The sequence below is a fragment of the Stenotrophomonas sp. NLF4-10 genome (assembly GCF_022359915.1).
In the GTDB taxonomy this organism is placed as follows: domain Bacteria; phylum Pseudomonadota; class Gammaproteobacteria; order Xanthomonadales; family Xanthomonadaceae; genus Stenotrophomonas; species Stenotrophomonas daejeonensis.
On the sequence record NZ_JAKSEE010000003.1, the window covers coordinates 1,733,123 to 1,749,197 of the forward strand.

The following is a 16,075-nucleotide window of genomic DNA, read 5'->3' on the forward strand; positions in this document are numbered from 1 at the left end:
GGCGAGCGCTGGCGGCGGAAAGTCCGCGAGTATAGGCGCGGACCCGCCGCCGGCACCGGGCCGTGACATGCCCGTGCGCGGCCCCGCCGGCGATTGCCGCATCGCGGCTGGACTTGCCGTCGGACAAACGGTTAGCGTTGCAACGATTTTTGCCAGTGGGAACTTCCCGATGAACAACGCTGCACCCCGGCAGCTCACCTTTCGCGCGGTGCTGCTCGCCGTCGTGCTGGCGGTGATCCTGTCCGCCGCCAATGCCTACCTCGGCCTGTTCGCCGGCCTGACCATCGCCACCGCCATCCCGGCCGCCGTCGTCTCGATGGGCGTGCTGCGCCTCCTCGGCGGCGGCACCATCCTGGAGAACAACATCGTCCAGACCGGCGCCTCGGCCGGCTCGTCGATCGCCGCCGGCGTGATCTTCACCATCCCGGCGCTGGTCATCATGGGCTACTGGCCGGACTTCAAGTACTGGTGGGTGCTGGGCATCGCCGGCCTCGGCGGCCTGCTCGGCGTGCTGTTCTCGGTGCCGCTGCGGCGCTCGATGATCGTCGAGGACCCGCTGCCGTTCCCTGAGGGCAAGGCCGCGGCCGAAGTGCTCAAGGCCGGCGAGAACCCCGGCCCGGGCATGAAGATCCTGGGCCTGTCGGCCGCCATCGGCGGGCTGGTCAAGCTGGCCGCGGCCTCGGGCCTGCGCCTGCTGCCCGATGCGTGGACGCAGTCGGCCTACGTCGGCGGCTCCAGGGTCACCGCCTTCATCGGCACCAACCTGTCGCCGGCGCTGCTGGGCGTGGGCTACATCGTCGGCTTGAACGTCGGCATCGTGGTGGTGTCCGGCTCGATCCTGTCCTGGCACATCGCCATCCCGCTGTACCAGGCGTTCTTCATCGACGGCAACCCGGCGCTGGCCGGCGCCATCGCCGATGCCGGCGCCAGCGACGCGGCGTTCGCGATCTGGGGCTCGCAGATCCGCTACCTCGGTGTGGGCGCGATGCTGATCGGCGGGGTGTGGACGCTGTTCTCGCTGCGCAAGTCGCTGCTCAAGGGCATCAAGAGCGGCTTCGCCGCCGCGCGCAAGAGCGCCGGCGCGGTGCAGCTGGCCGAGACCGAGCGCGACCTGCCGATGAAGTGGATGCTGGTGGCGCTGGTGGCCTTCACCCTGCCGCTGCTGGGCCTGTACCAGGCCATCGTCGGGCAATGGCACGTGAGCATCCCGATGACGATCATCATGATCGTGGCCGGCTTCCTGTTCGTGTCGGTGTCGGCCTACCTGGCCGGCCTGATCGGCTCGTCCAACAACCCGGTGTCGGGCATCACCATCTCCACCATCCTGTTCGCCTCGGCGGTGCTGGTGCTGCTGATGGGCCGCGACTCGGCGCTGGGCCCGGTGGCGGCGATCATGATCGGCGCGGTGGTGTGCTGCGCGGCCGCGGTCGGCGGCGACAACCTGCAGGACCTCAAGGCCGGCTACCTGGTCGGCGCCACGCCGTGGAAGCAGCAGTTGATGCTGGGCATCGGCGCGTTCTCCTGCGCGCTGATCATGGCCCCGGTGCTGAACCTGCTGGCCCACGCCTACGGCATCGGCGCGCCGACCGCCGAGCACCCGAATGCGCTGGCCGCACCGCAGGCCAACCTGATGGCCTCGGTGGCGCGCGGCCTGTTCGGCGGCGAACTACCGTGGACCGTGATCGCGCTGGGCGCCGGCGTCGGCGCGGTCATCATCGCCATCGACGAATGGCTGAAGAAGACCGGCAAGCGCTTCCGCGTGCCGGTGCTGGCCGCGGCCATCGGCATCTACCTGCCGCTGGAACTGATGGTGCCGATCTTCCTCGGCGGCCTGCTGGCGCACCTGGTCGAGCGTTTCCACAAGCTCAAGCCCGACGACGAGGACGGCCGCGACCGCGTGCACCGCCCGGGCGTGCTGTTCGCCGCCGGCCTGATCACCGGCGAGGCGCTGATGGGCATCGCCATCGCGATCCCGATCGTGGCCAGCGGCCGCGGCGACGTGCTGGCGGTGCCGCTGGGCGGCTTCGCCGGTACCTGGGCCGGGCTCTCGGCCTGGGTGGGGTTGTTCGTGCTGTTCCTGGTCGGCCTGCTGCTGTACCGGATCGGCAAGAAGGGCGAGCAGGCCCGCGCCTGATTTTTCCCTTCTCTCGTTGGGAGAAGGTGCCCGGAGGGCGGATGAGGGTCCGGGCGAAGCTTCGCGTAGTTGGACATTCGGGGGCTTCGCCCGACTCTCACCCCGACCCCCGCTCCGCGCCCCGGCTCACGCCAGCGGCGTGGGCGCTCCAAGGCACGCGCGCCAGTGGCGCGCAAGCCGTGCCTTCTCGCCCCGGTGGGAGAGGGGGCTCCATGGCATGACTTCATGCCTTTGCATGGCGGCAAGGCCGCCGCCTACCATCCGTTTTTCGCTCTTTCCGGGGAGGTAACCCATGAAGCTCCGTCACGCCCTGCTGCCGTTGTGCCTGCTCGCCGCGCTGCCCGCGCTGGCCAATGCGCGCGGTTTCGAAGTCCGCGACATGGTCAAGTTGGACCGCGTGTCCGCGCCGCTGCTCACCGCCGAGGGCGCGCAGGTGATCTTCGCCAAGCGCGTCGTCGATGCCGACCTGAAGGCCAGCAGCAGCCTGTGGATCCGCGACCTGCGCACCCGCGACATGGCGCCGCCGAAGCAGCTCACCCCGGCAGGCTGGAGCGTCAATTCGGCCTCGCTGTCGGCCGATGGCCGCACCGTGTATTTCCTCAGCGGCAAGAACGGCAGCCAGCAGCTGTACGCGATGCCGGTGGCCGGGGGCGCGCCGCGCCAGCTGACCGATTTCGCGCTGGACGTGGACGGCTACCATGTCTCGCCGCAGGACGACCGCGTGCTGTTCAGCACCGCCGCGTTCCAGGACTGCGGTTCGGACCTGGGCTGCACCGCCGCGCGCCTGAAGGAGCGCGAGGCGGCGAAGAACAGCGGCGTGGTGTTCGAGAGCATGTTCGTGCGCCATTGGGACACCTGGGCCGACGGCCGCCGCAACACCCTGTTCGTGGCGCCGTTGCCGGCCGCCGGCGCGGGCCCGGTGAAGGGCGCTTCGGCGATCAGCGCCACCCTGGCCGGCGACGCGCCGTCCAAGCCGTTCGGCGGCAATGACGACTTCACCTGGTCGCCGGACGGCACCTCGGTGGTCGCCAGCATCCGCGTGGCCGGCAATGAAGAGCCGTGGTCGACCAACTTCGACCTGTACCAGCTCGATGCCGCCGGCAAGAAGGCGCCGGTCAACCTGACCGCCGGCAACCCGGCGTGGGACGCCGGCCCGGTGTTCAGCGCCGACGGCAAGACCCTGTACTACCGCGCGATGAAGCGCCCGGGCTTCGAGGCCGACCGCTTCGGCCTGATGGCGCTGGACCTGGCCAGCGGCCAGCTGCGCGAGATCGCCCCGCAGTGGGACAGCTCGGCCGACGGCATCACCCTGTCCGCCGACGGCGGCACGATCTACACCACCGCGCAGGACATGGGCGAGCACCCGTTGTTCGCGGTGAAGGTCGCCGATGGTGCGGTCAGCAAGGTGGCCGGCGAGGGCAGCATCTCCGCGTTCGAGGTTGCCGGCGACACCCTGGCCTTCACCCGCAACACCCTGCAGAGCAACGACCAGGTGGTGGTCGCCTCGCTCGCGCAGATCGATGAGTTCCAGCGCCAGCGTGCCGATGGCCAGTCCGTGGCCGGCCCGTACCGCGCCATCACCCCGGCCGTCACCGACCTGCTCAAGGACGTGCGCATGGGCGGGTTCGAGCAGTTCAGCTTCAAGGGCTGGAACGACGAGACCGTGCATGGCTACGTGGTCAAGCCGCACGACTATCAGGAAGGCAAGAAGTATCCGGTCGCGTTCCTGATCCACGGCGGCCCGCAGGGCAGCTTCGGCAACGGTTGGAGCTACCGCTGGAACCCGCAGACCTACGCGGGGCAGGGCTATGCGGTGGTGATGATCGATTTCCACGGTTCCACCGGCTACGGCCAGGCCTTCACCGATGCGATCAGCCAGCACTGGGGCGACCGCCCACTGGAAGACCTGCAGAAGGGCTGGGCCGCGGCGCAGCAGCAGTACGCCTTCCTCGACGGCGACAGGGCCTGCGCGCTGGGCGCCAGCTACGGCGGCTTCATGGTCAACTGGATCGCAGGCAACTGGAACGAGCCGTGGAAGTGCCTGGTCAACCATGACGGCGTGTTCGACCAGCGTGCGATGGGCTATGCCACCGAGGAACTGTGGTTCACCGAGTGGGAGCAGGGCGGCACGCCGTATGACGTGCCGGCCAACTACGAGAAGTTCAACCCGGTCAACCACGTCGCCAACTGGAGCAAGCCGATGCTGGTGGTGCAGGGCCAGCAGGACTTCCGCATCCCGGTGGAGCAGGGCCTGGCTACCTTCACGGCGCTGCAGCGCAAGGGCATCGAGTCCAAGCTGCTGTATTTCCCGGACGAGAACCATTGGGTGCTCAAGCCGCACAACAGCATCCAGTGGCACGACACCGTCAATGCCTGGCTGAAGCAGTACATCGGCCAGTAAGCTGCACGCGGGACGCGCCGGCAACGGCGCGTCTTTTTTTCCTTCTCCCTCCGGGAGAAGGTGCCCGAAGGGCGGATGAGGGTACGGGGCGAAACCCCGCAGTGTATTAGTGCATTGAGGCTTCGCCCTTACCCTCACCCCAACCCCTCTCCCGGTGGGAGAGGGGCTTGAAAGCCTCACCGCGCCACCGATTCGATCGACAGGAGCAGGCTTGATGCCGACCGACAGCACTACCGCCCTCATCAGCAACGACATCGTCGGCCTTGGCCTGATCGCCGCGACGCTGGCGCTGATCTTCTGGCTGGCCAGCGGGCCGACCCCGTTCTGGAAGAAGTTCTTCGCCTGGGTGCCGGCATTGCTGCTGTGCTACTTCGTGCCGGCCATCTACAACACCGCCGGCATCATCGACGGCCACGGCACCAAGCTCTACAACCCCATCGCCCGCGACGTGCTGCTGCCGGCGGCGCTGGTGCTGCTGACCCTGTCCATCGACCTGAAGGGCATCATCCGCCTCGGGCCGAAGCTGCTGCTGATGTTCGTCACCGGTACCGCGGGCATCGTGCTGGGCGCGGCGGTGTCGTTCCAGATCATGAAGTTCATCCATCCGCAGACCGTGGCCGGCGACACCTGGGCCGGCATGGCCGCGCTGGCCGGCAGCTGGATCGGCGGCGGCGCCAACATGGCCGCCATGCGCGAGACCTTCAACGTCGATGCCACCACCTTCGGCCAGTTCGCGGTGGTGGACGTGGCCTGCGCCAGCCTGTGGATGGCGGTGCTGCTGTGGCTGGCCGGGCGCTCGCCGGCCATCGACGCCCGGACCGGCGCCGACACTTCGGCGATCGACGACATGAAGCGCCGCATCGCCGAGTACGAGGCGAAGAGCGCGCGCAATCCGAGCCTGACCGACTTGATGGTGATCGTCGGCGTCGGCTTGGGCGTGGTCGGGCTGGCGCACGCGCTGGCGGTGCCGCTGGCGGCGTGGTTCGGCGCCAACGTCAGCTGGGCCGGTCGCGCCTCGCTGGATACGGCCTTCGTCTGGGTGGTGATGCTTTCCACCGTCACCGGGCTGCTGCTGAGTTTCACCCCCGTGCGCAACCTGGAGGCGGCGGGCGCATCGAAGGTCGGCACGCTGTTCCTGTATTTCCTGATCGCCTGCATCGGCATGCAGATGGACCTGCTGTCGCTGGTCGATCGCCCGTGGCTGTTCCTGCTGGGGGTGATCTGGATGGGCGTGCACATCGGCCTGCTGTACCTGGTGGGCCAGCTGCTGCGCACGCCGCTGTTCTTCTTCGCCATCGGCTCGCAGGGCAACATCGGTGCGGCCGCCTCGGCGCCGGTGGTGGCCGCGGCCTTCCACCCGACGCTGGCGCCGGTGGGCGTGCTGCTGGGCACGGTGGGTTACGCCACCGGCACCGTCATCGCCTACATGACCGGGCTGATGCTCAAGTGGATGGCCGGCGCGTAGGGCCGCTGCCGTAGGTCGGGGTTACATCCCCGACGCTTCCGGCAGCAGCGTCGGGGGTGTAACCCCGACCTACCTGCCCGCGTAGGTGCGGGGCTTTATCGATGAAGCCCCATGCGGGGCAGACTCCCGACACGAGAAGGCCGCCTTTCGGCGGCCTTCCGTGTTTCTGCTTAATTGCCGGCTCAGCAGCAGCGGAACCCGCCCCTGCCGCCGAAGCGCGCCTCCTGCCGCTCGCGGAAGAAGGTCTTGTAGTCCATGACCTCGCGCTCCGGGTGCTTCTCCTGCATGTGCCGCACGTAGTTGTCGTAGTCCGGCACGCCACAGCACAGCCGCGCGGTCTGCACCAGGCGCCGCCAGGTGCGGCGGAACGCCTGGTGCTGGCCGGCCGGGACCAGCGCGGTGCCCATTACAGGTCCACCTCGTGCGGCTTCAGCGCCACATATGGCGTTTCATGGTCGGTGCGCACCGGCGAGCGACGCGCGGCAGCAATGGTCTTGATCGAATACACCAGCACCGCGAACACCACGAACAGGAACAGCGCGGTCAGCCCGGCATTGATGTAGTTGTTGACCATCACCTGCTGCATCTGGTCGAAGTCCTTCGACGGCGGCAGCAGGTTGCCGGCGGCGATGGCGTCGCGGTACTTGTGCGCCTGCGCGAGGAAACCCACCGCCGGTTCGCCGGAGAAGATCTTGATGAAGCCGGCGGCGGTGGTGCACACCAGCAGCCAGATCGCCGGGATGACCGGTACCCACGCGTACTTCTCCTTCTTGGCCTTGAACAGCACCACCGTGCACAGCAGCAGCGCCACGCCGGCCAGCATCTGGTTGGCGATGCCGAACAGCGGCCACAGCATGTTGATGCCGCCCAACGGGTCGGTCACGCCCTGGTACAGGAAGTAGCCCCATAGCGCCACGCAGCCGCCGGTGGCGATGAAGCTGGCCACCCACGAGTCGGTGCGGCGCAGCGCCGGCACGAAGTTGCCCAGCAGGTCCTGCAGCATGAAGCGGCCCGAGCGGGTGCCGGCATCCACCGCGGTGAGGATGAACAGCGCCTCGAACAGGATCGCGAAGTGGTACCAGAACGCCATCATGCCGTCGCCCGGCAGCACCGCGTGCAGGATCTGCGCGATGCCCACCGCCAGCGTCGGCGCGCCGCCGGCGCGCGAGAGGATGCTGTGCTCGCCGATCTCGGCGGCGGTGGCGGTGAGCTGCTCGGGCGAGATCGCGAAGCCCCAGTTGCTGACCACCTGCGCGGCGTTGGCCACGTCGGTGCCGATGATGGCCGCCGGGCTGTTCATCGCGAAGTAGATGCCCGGCTCGATGATCGAGGCGGCCACCATCGCCATGATCGCCACGAACGACTCCATCAGCATGCCGCCGTAGCCGATGTAGGCGGCGTGGCCTTCGTTGGCCAGCAGCTTGGGCGTGGTGCCCGAACTGATCAGCGCATGGAAGCCGGACACCGCGCCGCAGGCGATGGTGATGAACAGGAACGGGAACATGCTGCCCTTCCACACCGGGCCGGTGCCGTCGGTGAACTGGGTCAGCGCCGGCATCTTCAGTTCCGGCATCACGATCAGGATGCCGATCGCCAGGCCGACGATGGTGCCGATCTTGAGGAAGGTGGACAGGTAGTCGCGCGGGGCCAGCAGCAGCCACACCGGCAGCACCGCAGCGACGAAGCCGTAGCCGATCAGCATCCAGGTGATCTGGGTACCGGTGAAGGTGAACATCGGCCCCAGCACCGGGTCGGCCGCGACCCGGCCGCCGTACCAGATCGCCGCCAGCAGCAGCACCAGGCCGACGACCGATATCTCACCAATCTTGCCGGGCCGTACGTAGCGCATGTACAGGCCCATCAGGATCGCGATGGGCATCGTCGCGATGACGGTGAACATGCCCCACGGGCTGCCTTCCAGCGCTTTCACCACGATCATCGCCAGCACCGCGAGGATGATGATCATGATCATGAACACGCCGAACAGGGCGATGGTGCCGGGCACCTGGCCCATTTCCTCGCGCACCAGGTCGCCGAGCGAGCGGCCGTTGCGGCGGCTGGAGATGAACAGGATCATGAAGTCCTGCACCGCGCCGGCCAGCACCACGCCGGCGATCAGCCACAGCGTGCCGGGCAGGTAGCCCATCTGCGCGGCCAGCACCGGGCCGACCAGCGGGCCGGCGCCGGCGATCGCGGCGAAGTGGTGGCCGAACAATACGTGCTTGTTGGTCGGCACGTAGTCCAGGCCGTCGTTGTTGATCACCGCCGGGGTGGCGCGGGTCGGGTCCACCCCCAGCACCTTGTTGGCGATGAACAACCCGTAGTAGCGGAATGCGACCAGGTACAGCGACACCGTCGCGGCCACGATCCACAGTGCGTTGATGTGTTCGCCGCGGCGCAGTGCCACGACGCCCAGGCAGCATGCGCCGATCAGGGACAGCACTGCCCATCCGGCCTTGGAGAAACCTTTCATCGAGTCACCTCGCGGGGAAACCGCAGCAAGGGTCGCTCCCGCGGTGGCCGGGGGTCAACGACGACGGCCGCTTCGCGGATGCAACTTTGGTCGTAGACCGCGCTGCCCTCGCGGCTGAATGCGCGGGCGTCGCGCCGGTGACGGAACGATCGGTTGCGCTGCCGGCGCTTGGCGCCGCCAGTCCTTGCCACCATCGTGCTGTCATTCCCCGTGAGGACGGACCATGAACAATCCCACCCGTGTCCAGCGCATCGTCCGCGGCATGCCCACTTCCGACGGCGCCGGCGTGCGCCTGACCCGCGTGATCGGCGGCCCGGCGCTGCCGGAGCTGGACCCGTTTCTGCTGCTGGACGAATTCGGCACCGACCGCCCGGAGGACTACATCGCCGGTTTCCCGGAGCACCCGCATCGCGGCTTCGAGACCGTCACCTACATGCTCGACGGGCGCATGCGCCACCGCGACAACCACGGCAACGAAGGGCTGCTCACGCCCGGCAGCGTGCAGTGGATGACCGCCGGCCGCGGGCTGGTGCATTCGGAGATGCCCGAACAGGAATCCGGGCGCATGCGCGGCTTCCAACTGTGGGTGAACCTGCCGGCGCGCGAGAAGATGACCGCGCCGCGTTACCAGGAATATGCGCCCGAACGCATTCCGCGGGTCGAGCCTGCCGCGGGCGTGGCGGTCAAGGTGATCGCCGGCCAGGTGGGCGACACGCAGGGGCCGATCGTGCAACCGGCCACCGGGCCGCTGTACCTCGACGTGGAGCTGGCGGCGGGGTGCGGCTGGTCGTACCTGCTGCCGGAGGGCCACAACGCCTTCGCCTACGTGTTCGAGGGCGGGCTGGTGCTGGGCGAGGGCGAAGCCGCGCGTGACGTGGGCCGGCATGAACTGGCGGTCCTCGGCGGCGGCAACGACCTGCGCCTGCAGGCGGGCGGCGAGGGCGCGCGGTTGATCCTCGTCGCCGGGCGCCCGCTGCGCGAACCGGTCGCGCGGCACGGGCCGTTCGTGATGAACACCCGCCAGGAGCTGATGCAGGCCTTCGTCGATTTCCAGGAAGGGCGTTTCTGACGGGGGAAAGGACAGCCAGCCGCAGGAGCGACGTGGGCCGCGACCGGGGATTCCCGCGACACCGGTCGTGATCCACGTCGTTTCCGTGACCGGAAGTCAGGTTTGCCGGCTCACTCCCCGGCGAGGTTCATCGCGCTGTCGCTCAGGTTGCCGGTCAGCTGCTGCAGCGTGGCCAGTTCGCCGGTGTTGGCTGCGTCGATCCAGATCTGCGCGTAACGGTTCTTTGCCAGCTTGACGGTGGTGATGCGCCGCGATTCCAGCCCGGGCAGGTCGCGGCCGCCCATGTCGGGGTGGTACCAGTAGAGCGATTCGCCGGAGAAACTGCCTTTCTCGGCGCGCAGGTTGCGGCTCAGCACCAAGTCCGGGTCGCGCGCGGTCAGCATCAGGTTCAACACGGTGCGGCCGTCCTCGGTGGCGGCCTTGCACAGTACGAAGTCGCTTTGTGCCTGCGCTTCCCACTGCAGGCCGCTGCCCGGCGGCAGCTGCGGGCACGGGCCCGCCTGCTGGGCGTTGGCGCTGCCGGCCAGCAGCAGCGAACAGGCAAGGATACGAACGGATTTCACCATGCATTCCCCCAAGCACCGGCCGTGGTGGCGGACGGTGGTCATGTCGTCTGTCTGAGTTGGATCCCGCCGCGGGCCCTGTTCCCCGGCCCGATGCGCGCGTCCCCGTTGCGCGCCGGCAGTGTTTCCACGGTATTACAAATGCGCGGCTGCTGACAAACGCAGGTATGGCGACGGCCCCGGGTGGGGCCGTCGCTTTCTTGCATGGTGCGCGGATTCAGCGGTTCTCGTTGCCGATCCAGCGGCAGGCGATGCCGCCGATCAACGCACCCAGGAACGGGGCCACCCAGAACAGCCACAGCTGGCCGATCGCGCCGGGGCCGGCGAACAGCGCCACCGCGGTCGAGCGTGCCGGGTTCACCGAGGTGTTGGTGACCGGGATGCTGATCAGGTGGATCAGGGTCAGCGCAAGGCCAATGGCGATGGGCGCGAAGCCGGCCGGTGCCTTGCCGTGGGTGGCGCCCATGATCACCACCAGGAACATCGCGGTCATCACCACTTCGCACAGGAACGCAGCGGCCACGCTGTAGCCGCCCGGCGACAGCGCGCCGTAGCCGTTGCTGGCGAACGCGCCGGCCTGGCTGCCGTCGATGGCGAAGCCGGGCTGGCCCTGCGCGATCTGCAGCAGGATGAAGGCCGCGAGGATGCCGCCCAGCACCTGCACGACGATGTAGGGCAGCAGGTCCTTGCCGGCGAAGCGCCCGCCGGCCCACAGGCCGAGGCTGACCGCCGGGTTGAAGTGGGCGCCGGAAACGTGCCCGAACGCATAGGCGCCGGTCAGCACGGTCAGGCCGAAGGCCAGTGCCACGCCGTGGAAGCCGATGCCGAGCGGATTGCCGTCGCCGCCGAACTTGGCTGCCAGCACCGCGCTGCCGCAGCCGCCCAAGACCAGCCAGAAGGTGCCGAGGAACTCGGCTGCCAATCGTTTCCCATGTTCATGTAGTGCATTCCCCAGTCGAAGGCCCGGAAGCGGGCGTGGGAACAGTACGGAATTGCGCCGGAATGCGCGTTTTGAAAGCATTAACGGGCAGGGCCGATGGTTCCCATCGGCTTCCCTGCCCCTGCAGGAGCGACTCGCGTCGCTCCTGCAGACAGACGTCGTGCCTCGCCTCACGCCCCCGGCAGCGGGATGAACTCCTTGTCGTCGCCGGGAATGGTGCCGAAGCGGCCGTCGCGCCAGTCGTCCTTGGCCTGCTCGATGCGCTCCTTCGAGCTGGACACGAAGTTCCACCACAGGTGGCGCGGGCCATCCAGCGGTTCGCCGCCCATCAGCATCGCCTTGAGCGGGGTCTTGGCGCGCAGCCGGCCGCGTGCGCCCGCTTCCGGGATGACCAGGTGCATGGCGGGGATGTCGGTGCCGTCGAGCTGGGCCTCGCCTTCGAGCACGTAGAGCGAGCGCTCCGCGTGGGTGGTGTCCAGATCGATCTCGGCCCCGGCATCCAGGTCGATGGCGACGTTGAGGGTGTCGGCGAACACCCGCACCGGCGATTCCTCGCCATAGGCGCGGCCGGCGATCACCCGCAGCCAGGCGCCGTCGCGGCGCTGCTGCGGCAGCTGCGCGGCGCTGAAGTGGTGGAACTCCGGCGCGGTTTCCTCGTGCGTCTTCGGTAGCGCCACCCAGGTTTGCATGCCGTGCAGCGGGTGGTCGTGCTCGCGCTCGGGCGGCGGCGTGCGCTCGGAATGGGCGATGCCGCGGCCGGCGGTCATCCAGTTGACGTCGCCGGGGCGGATGACCTGTTCCGAGCCGAGGGTGTCGCGGTGGCCGATGGCGCCGGACCACAGGAAGGTGACGGTGGCCAGGCCGATGTGCGGGTGCGGGCGCACGTCGATGCCCTGGCCCGGCGCGAACACCGCCGGGCCCATGTGGTCGACGAACACGAACGGGCCGACGCTGCGCGCCTGCAGGGTCGGCACCGCACGGCGCACCTGGAAGCCGCCGAGGTCATGGACGCGCGGGTTGATGATCGTGGTCATGGGCAGGCTCCTTGGGCGTGGAACGGCAGGATGGCATGCACGGCGCGCCGCTGTCGGCAACGGCGGCATGACGGATCGTTGCGTCGCGCGCCTCAGCGGCGCTGGTCGCGGCGCGAGGCGAGGCGGTCGGCCAGCCGCGTCGGTTCCGGCAGGCGGTAGCCGGCCAGGCAGGCCAGCACCAGCGGCAGGCAGGCCTCCACCGAGACACGGTGGCCCGGCGAGATGAACAGCGGATTGCAGCGCGGCTTGCTGCGCAGCACCCAGCCGACCTGCCGGCCGCGATGGCGCAGCGGCGAATGGTCGCCGCGCTGCGGGCCGGGTTCGTCGTAGTCGCCGACCAGCCGGCTCTTGCCGACGCCGATGCTCGGCAAACCGGTCAACACGCCCAGGTGCGCGGCGATGCCCAGCCCGCGCGGGTGGGCGATGCCGTGCCCGTCCACCAGCACCAGTTGCGGTTGTTCCGGCAGCTGCCGCAGCGCCTGAGCAGGTCGGGGATGTAGGGCAGGGCGGTGGGCAGCCGCGCGAGCGTCGATTCGCGCGGCTGCAGGCTGGGGCCATCGACCAGCACCGCCACCGAACGGGTGGTGCGGCCCTCGTCCTCGAAGCCGCTGTCGACCCCGGCCACGCGTTGCGGCAGGCCGGGCAGGTGGTCGCGCAGGTCCACCTGCGCCGCCAGTTCGGTCTGCATGCGGCGCAGCTCGGCCAAGGTGGCGGGGGCGACATCGGCGGCGGGATGGAAGCGCATGCGCGCAGCCTGCCATTTTTGCCGCGGCCATGCCGTGCAGGCGGGGCGCCGGCACGATGCGGCTACAATCGGCCGGTTGCCTTCCCCCCCACGACCGGAGACCCCGCAGTGACCCGCAAACTAGTGCTGTTGCGCCACGGCCAGAGCCAGTGGAACCTCGATAACCGCTTCACCGGCTGGGTGGACGTGGAACTGACCGCGCAGGGCCGCGCCGAGGCCGCCGCCGCCGGCCGGCTGATGAAGGAGGAGGGGCTGCAGTTCGACGTCGCCCACACCTCGGTGCTCAAGCGCGCCATCCACACCCTGCAGGGCGCGCTGGCCGAGCTGGACCAGGACTGGCTGCCGGTCAGCAAGAGCTGGCGCCTGAACGAGCGCCACTACGGCGGCCTGCAGGGGCTGGACAAGGCCGAGACCGCGGCGAAGCACGGCGAGGAGCAGGTCAAGGTGTGGCGCCGTTCCTACGACATCCCGCCGCCGCCGATGGACCTGGAAGACCCCGGCCACCCCAGCCACGACCGCCGCTACGCCGGGCTGGACCGCAACGCGCTGCCGGCCACCGAGTCGCTGGCGACCACGCTCGAACGCGTGCTGCCGTACTGGTTCGACGCCATCGCCCCGCAGCTGAAGGACGGCAAGACCGTGCTGGTCACCGCCCACGGCAACTCGCTGCGCGCGCTGTACAAGTACCTCAACGGCGTGAGCCGGGAAGAGATCCTCGAACTGAACATCCCCACCGGCATCCCGCTGCTGTTCGAGCTGAACGACGACCTGGGCGTGCAGTCGTTCCGCTACCTGGGCGATCCGGAAGCGGCGAAGCGGGCGGCCGAGGCCGTGGCCAACCAGGGCAAGGCGAAGTAACCCCGCCGCCCCGTGGCAGCCCCGACACCCGGCTCCGGCCGGGTGTTTTCGTTTGCGGGGCAGGGGAAGCAGGAGCTGGTGCAGCGGTGGACAGCGATGTGGATTTTCTTGAAAATCGAGAATGATTCGCATCTAATAACGCATCTCAATCAATCGGCATGCCACCCCGGCACGCCGCACCGGCAATCGAAAAGGCCACTCCCCGCATGTCCCCGAACCGCTCCCTCCGCGCGCAACCCGCGTCCGTCGCTGCTTTCCGTCCGTTGACCACCGGTACCCTCGCGCTGGCCATCGGCATCGCCCTGGCCGGCCTGCCGCTGCTGGCAGCGGCCGATGCCGTGTCCGGCGACGCCAGTGCCACCGACCTGGACGCGGTGCTGGTCGTGGCCCACCGCGCCGAGCGCGTCAGCAGCGGTGCCACCAACCTCGACCTGGCGATCAAGGACACCCCGCAGTCGATCAGCGTGGTCAGCAGCGAGCAGATGCGGCAGTTCGGCGCCGACAGCGTCAACGAGGCGCTGAAACTGGCCACCGGCATCCAGGTGGACGAGTGGGAAACCAACCGCACCAGCTACAGCGCGCGCGGCTTCGACATCCTCAATACCCAGATCGACGGCGTCGGCCTGCCCAACGGCTGGGGCATCGCCACCGGCGCCACCGACACCTTCGGCTACGAGAAGGTGGAAGTGATCCGCGGCGCCAACGGCCTGCTCACCGGCGTCGGCAACGCCGCCGGCACCATCAACTACGTGCGCAAGCGCCCGACCAACGAGCGCCAGGGTTCGCTGGGCGTCAGCTACGGCTCGTGGGGCACCACCCGCGCCGAAGTCGATTACTCGACCCCGTTCACCGCCGACGGCAGCTGGGCCGGGCGCGTGGTGGCCGCACACGAGGACGGCGACTCCTGGCTGCGCGCCAACGAGAACACCCGCAACTACTTCTACGGCGTGGTCGACGGCCAGATCGGCGAGAACGGCACCCTGACCCTCGGTTATTCGTACCAGCGGGCCAAGTCCGACGGCATCATGTGGGGCGCGCTGGCGTTCATGAACAGCGACGGCACCCAGCGCGAGTGGCCGACCAGCGCCTCGACCACGCAGGACTGGACCTACTGGAACACCACCACCCACAACGCCTTCGCCGAATACACCCACCGGCTCGGCGCGGACTGGCAGCTGAAGGCCTCGTACAACTACCGCCGCGCCACCGGCGACGAGAAGATGTTCTACGCCTATGACGCGCTCGGCACCGGCCTCGACCCGGCCACCGGCCTGGGCCTGGTCGGCTACCCGTGGGGCGGCAGCGACAAGGCCACCACCCACCTCGGCGCAGTGACGCTCAACGGCCACTTCCAGCTGTTCGGCCGCGACCAGGAAGCCATGCTGGGCGTGAGTCTGGCCCGCAGCGAATCGAACAGCTGGGAGCGGAGCGCGGACTTCTCCTCGCCGGCCTGGGGTGCGCTGCCGGCGTTCCCGTATGCCCCCGATGCGCTTCCCGAGCCGGACTGGAGCGATTCGGCGCAGTATTCGATGCTGAACCAGCACCTGAAGCGCGCCTACGGCGCCACCCGGATCGCGCTGAGTGACCGCCTGAAGGCCGTCGTCGGCGCCAACTATGCCCAGTACCGCCGCGACGGCTGGTCCTACGACCTCACCTTCGACCAGACCACCAGCCACACCAGCCCCTACGGCGGCCTGACCTTCGACTTCAACGAGCACGTGCTCGGCTACGTCAGCTACTCGGACATCTACCAGCCGCAGGACCAGGTGGACGCCAACGACCGCTACCTCGACGCCAGCAAGGGCGTGAACTACGAGGCCGGCATCAAGGCCGACTGGCTGGACCAGCGCCTGCTGACCACGCTGGCGGTGTTCAAGGCCGACCAGGACGGGCTGGCCACGCCGACCGGCCAGTACAACCAGTACGGCCAGTCGATCTACGCCCCGGTGGACGTGCGCTCCAAGGGCGTCGAGCTGGAGGCGGTCGGCAAGCTGGGCGACAACCTCGACCTGGTACTCGGCTACACCGCGCTGAAGCTGGACGGCCTCAACGGCAGCGACACCTATTCGTGGGTGCCGCGGCGCACCGCCAACCTGCTGCTCAGCGGCCGCCTGCCCGCTTACGAGGCGCTGTCGCTGGGCGTCGGCGGGCGCTGGCAGAGCGTGATCTCCAACGTGGAGTCCAGCGGCTACCGCGTGCGCCAGGACAGCTACGCGGTGCTCAACGCGTTCGCCGCCTGGGACTTCCTGCCCAACGCCACGCTGCAGCTCAACGCCAACAACATCACCGGCGAGAAGTACATCAACACCCTGCGCTACAGCGGCTACTACGGCGCCCCGCGCAACTACACGCTCAGCCTGAACTGGCGGTTCTGACGGATCGCGGAGCCGAAC

General features: G+C 68.9%; 11 protein-coding genes and 1 pseudogene. 6 read left to right on the forward strand and 6 right to left on the reverse strand.

What is annotated here, in order from left to right; translation table 11 throughout:
• The first annotated feature begins 169 nt into the window (after positions 1-169).
• The 3 genes from MIC98_RS08175 (at position 170) to MIC98_RS08185 (ending at position 6,000) form a co-directional block, all read left to right on the forward strand.
• On the forward strand, positions 170-2,134 hold the full coding sequence (locus tag MIC98_RS08175) for an oligopeptide transporter, OPT family (RefSeq protein ID WP_239736791.1): 1,965 nt from the start codon (positions 170-172) through the stop codon (positions 2,132-2,134).
• A gap of 292 nt (positions 2,135-2,426) precedes the next feature.
• Positions 2,427-4,535 carry a S9 family peptidase gene (locus MIC98_RS08180; protein ID WP_239736792.1) on the forward strand — a complete coding sequence of 703 codons (2,109 nt, stop codon included), beginning with the start codon at positions 2,427-2,429 and terminating at the stop codon, positions 4,533-4,535.
• Between the two features lie 214 nt (positions 4,536-4,749).
• Positions 4,750-6,000 carry a DUF819 family protein gene (locus MIC98_RS08185; protein WP_239736793.1) on the forward strand — a complete coding sequence of 417 codons (1,251 nt, stop codon included), beginning with the start codon at positions 4,750-4,752 and terminating at the stop codon, positions 5,998-6,000.
• A 182-nt stretch (positions 6,001-6,182) separates the two neighbouring features.
• Here the strand turns inward: MIC98_RS08185 and MIC98_RS08190 are convergent, their stop codons facing one another.
• Both MIC98_RS08190 and MIC98_RS08195 read right to left on the reverse strand, forming a co-directional pair.
• On the reverse strand, positions 6,183-6,407 hold the full coding sequence (locus MIC98_RS08190) for a CstA-like transporter-associated (seleno)protein (protein ID WP_057641517.1): 225 nt from the start codon (positions 6,405-6,407) through the stop codon (positions 6,183-6,185).
• Entirely contained in the window at positions 6,407-8,473 is a 2,067-nt protein-coding gene (locus MIC98_RS08195; RefSeq protein ID WP_239736794.1) for a carbon starvation CstA family protein, read from the reverse strand. The genes MIC98_RS08190 and MIC98_RS08195 overlap by 1 nt, the downstream gene beginning before the upstream one ends.
• A 223-nt stretch (positions 8,474-8,696) precedes the next feature.
• On the opposite strand from MIC98_RS08195, the gene MIC98_RS08200 reads away from it, so the two are divergent.
• Positions 8,697-9,542 (forward strand): pirin family protein, encoded by an 846-nt coding sequence (locus MIC98_RS08200; protein WP_239736795.1) that lies wholly within the window; start codon positions 8,697-8,699, stop codon positions 9,540-9,542.
• A 110-nt stretch (positions 9,543-9,652) separates the two neighbouring features.
• Here MIC98_RS08200 and MIC98_RS08205 read toward each other — a convergent pair whose 3' ends face one another.
• From MIC98_RS08205 to nfi, 4 genes and pseudogenes are all read right to left on the reverse strand, one after another.
• On the reverse strand, positions 9,653-10,108 hold the full coding sequence (locus MIC98_RS08205; RefSeq protein WP_239736796.1) for a hypothetical protein: 456 nt from the start codon (positions 10,106-10,108) through the stop codon (positions 9,653-9,655).
• Positions 10,109-10,322: 214 nt separating this feature from the next.
• Positions 10,323-11,060, reverse strand: coding sequence for an aquaporin Z (gene aqpZ / locus MIC98_RS08210; protein ID WP_239738100.1), 738 nt, complete (start codon positions 11,058-11,060; stop codon positions 10,323-10,325).
• Between the two features lie 155 nt (positions 11,061-11,215).
• A complete protein-coding gene (locus tag MIC98_RS08215; protein ID WP_239736797.1) occupies positions 11,216-12,079 on the reverse strand; it encodes a pirin family protein in 864 nt (287 codons plus the stop codon).
• Between the two features lie 92 nt (positions 12,080-12,171).
• Positions 12,172-12,824 (reverse strand): annotated as a pseudogene (gene nfi, locus MIC98_RS08220) (deoxyribonuclease V).
• A 108-nt stretch (positions 12,825-12,932) separates the two neighbouring features.
• Between nfi and gpmA the strand changes: the two are divergent.
• Positions 12,933-13,682 (forward strand): 2,3-diphosphoglycerate-dependent phosphoglycerate mutase, encoded by a 750-nt coding sequence (gene gpmA, locus MIC98_RS08225; protein ID WP_239736798.1) that lies wholly within the window; start codon positions 12,933-12,935, stop codon positions 13,680-13,682.
• Between the two features lie 263 nt (positions 13,683-13,945).
• Positions 13,946-16,057, forward strand: a complete 2,112-nt coding sequence (locus MIC98_RS08230; RefSeq protein WP_239736799.1) for a TonB-dependent siderophore receptor — start codon at positions 13,946-13,948, stop codon at positions 16,055-16,057.
• Positions 16,058-16,075: the final 18 nt, after the last annotated feature.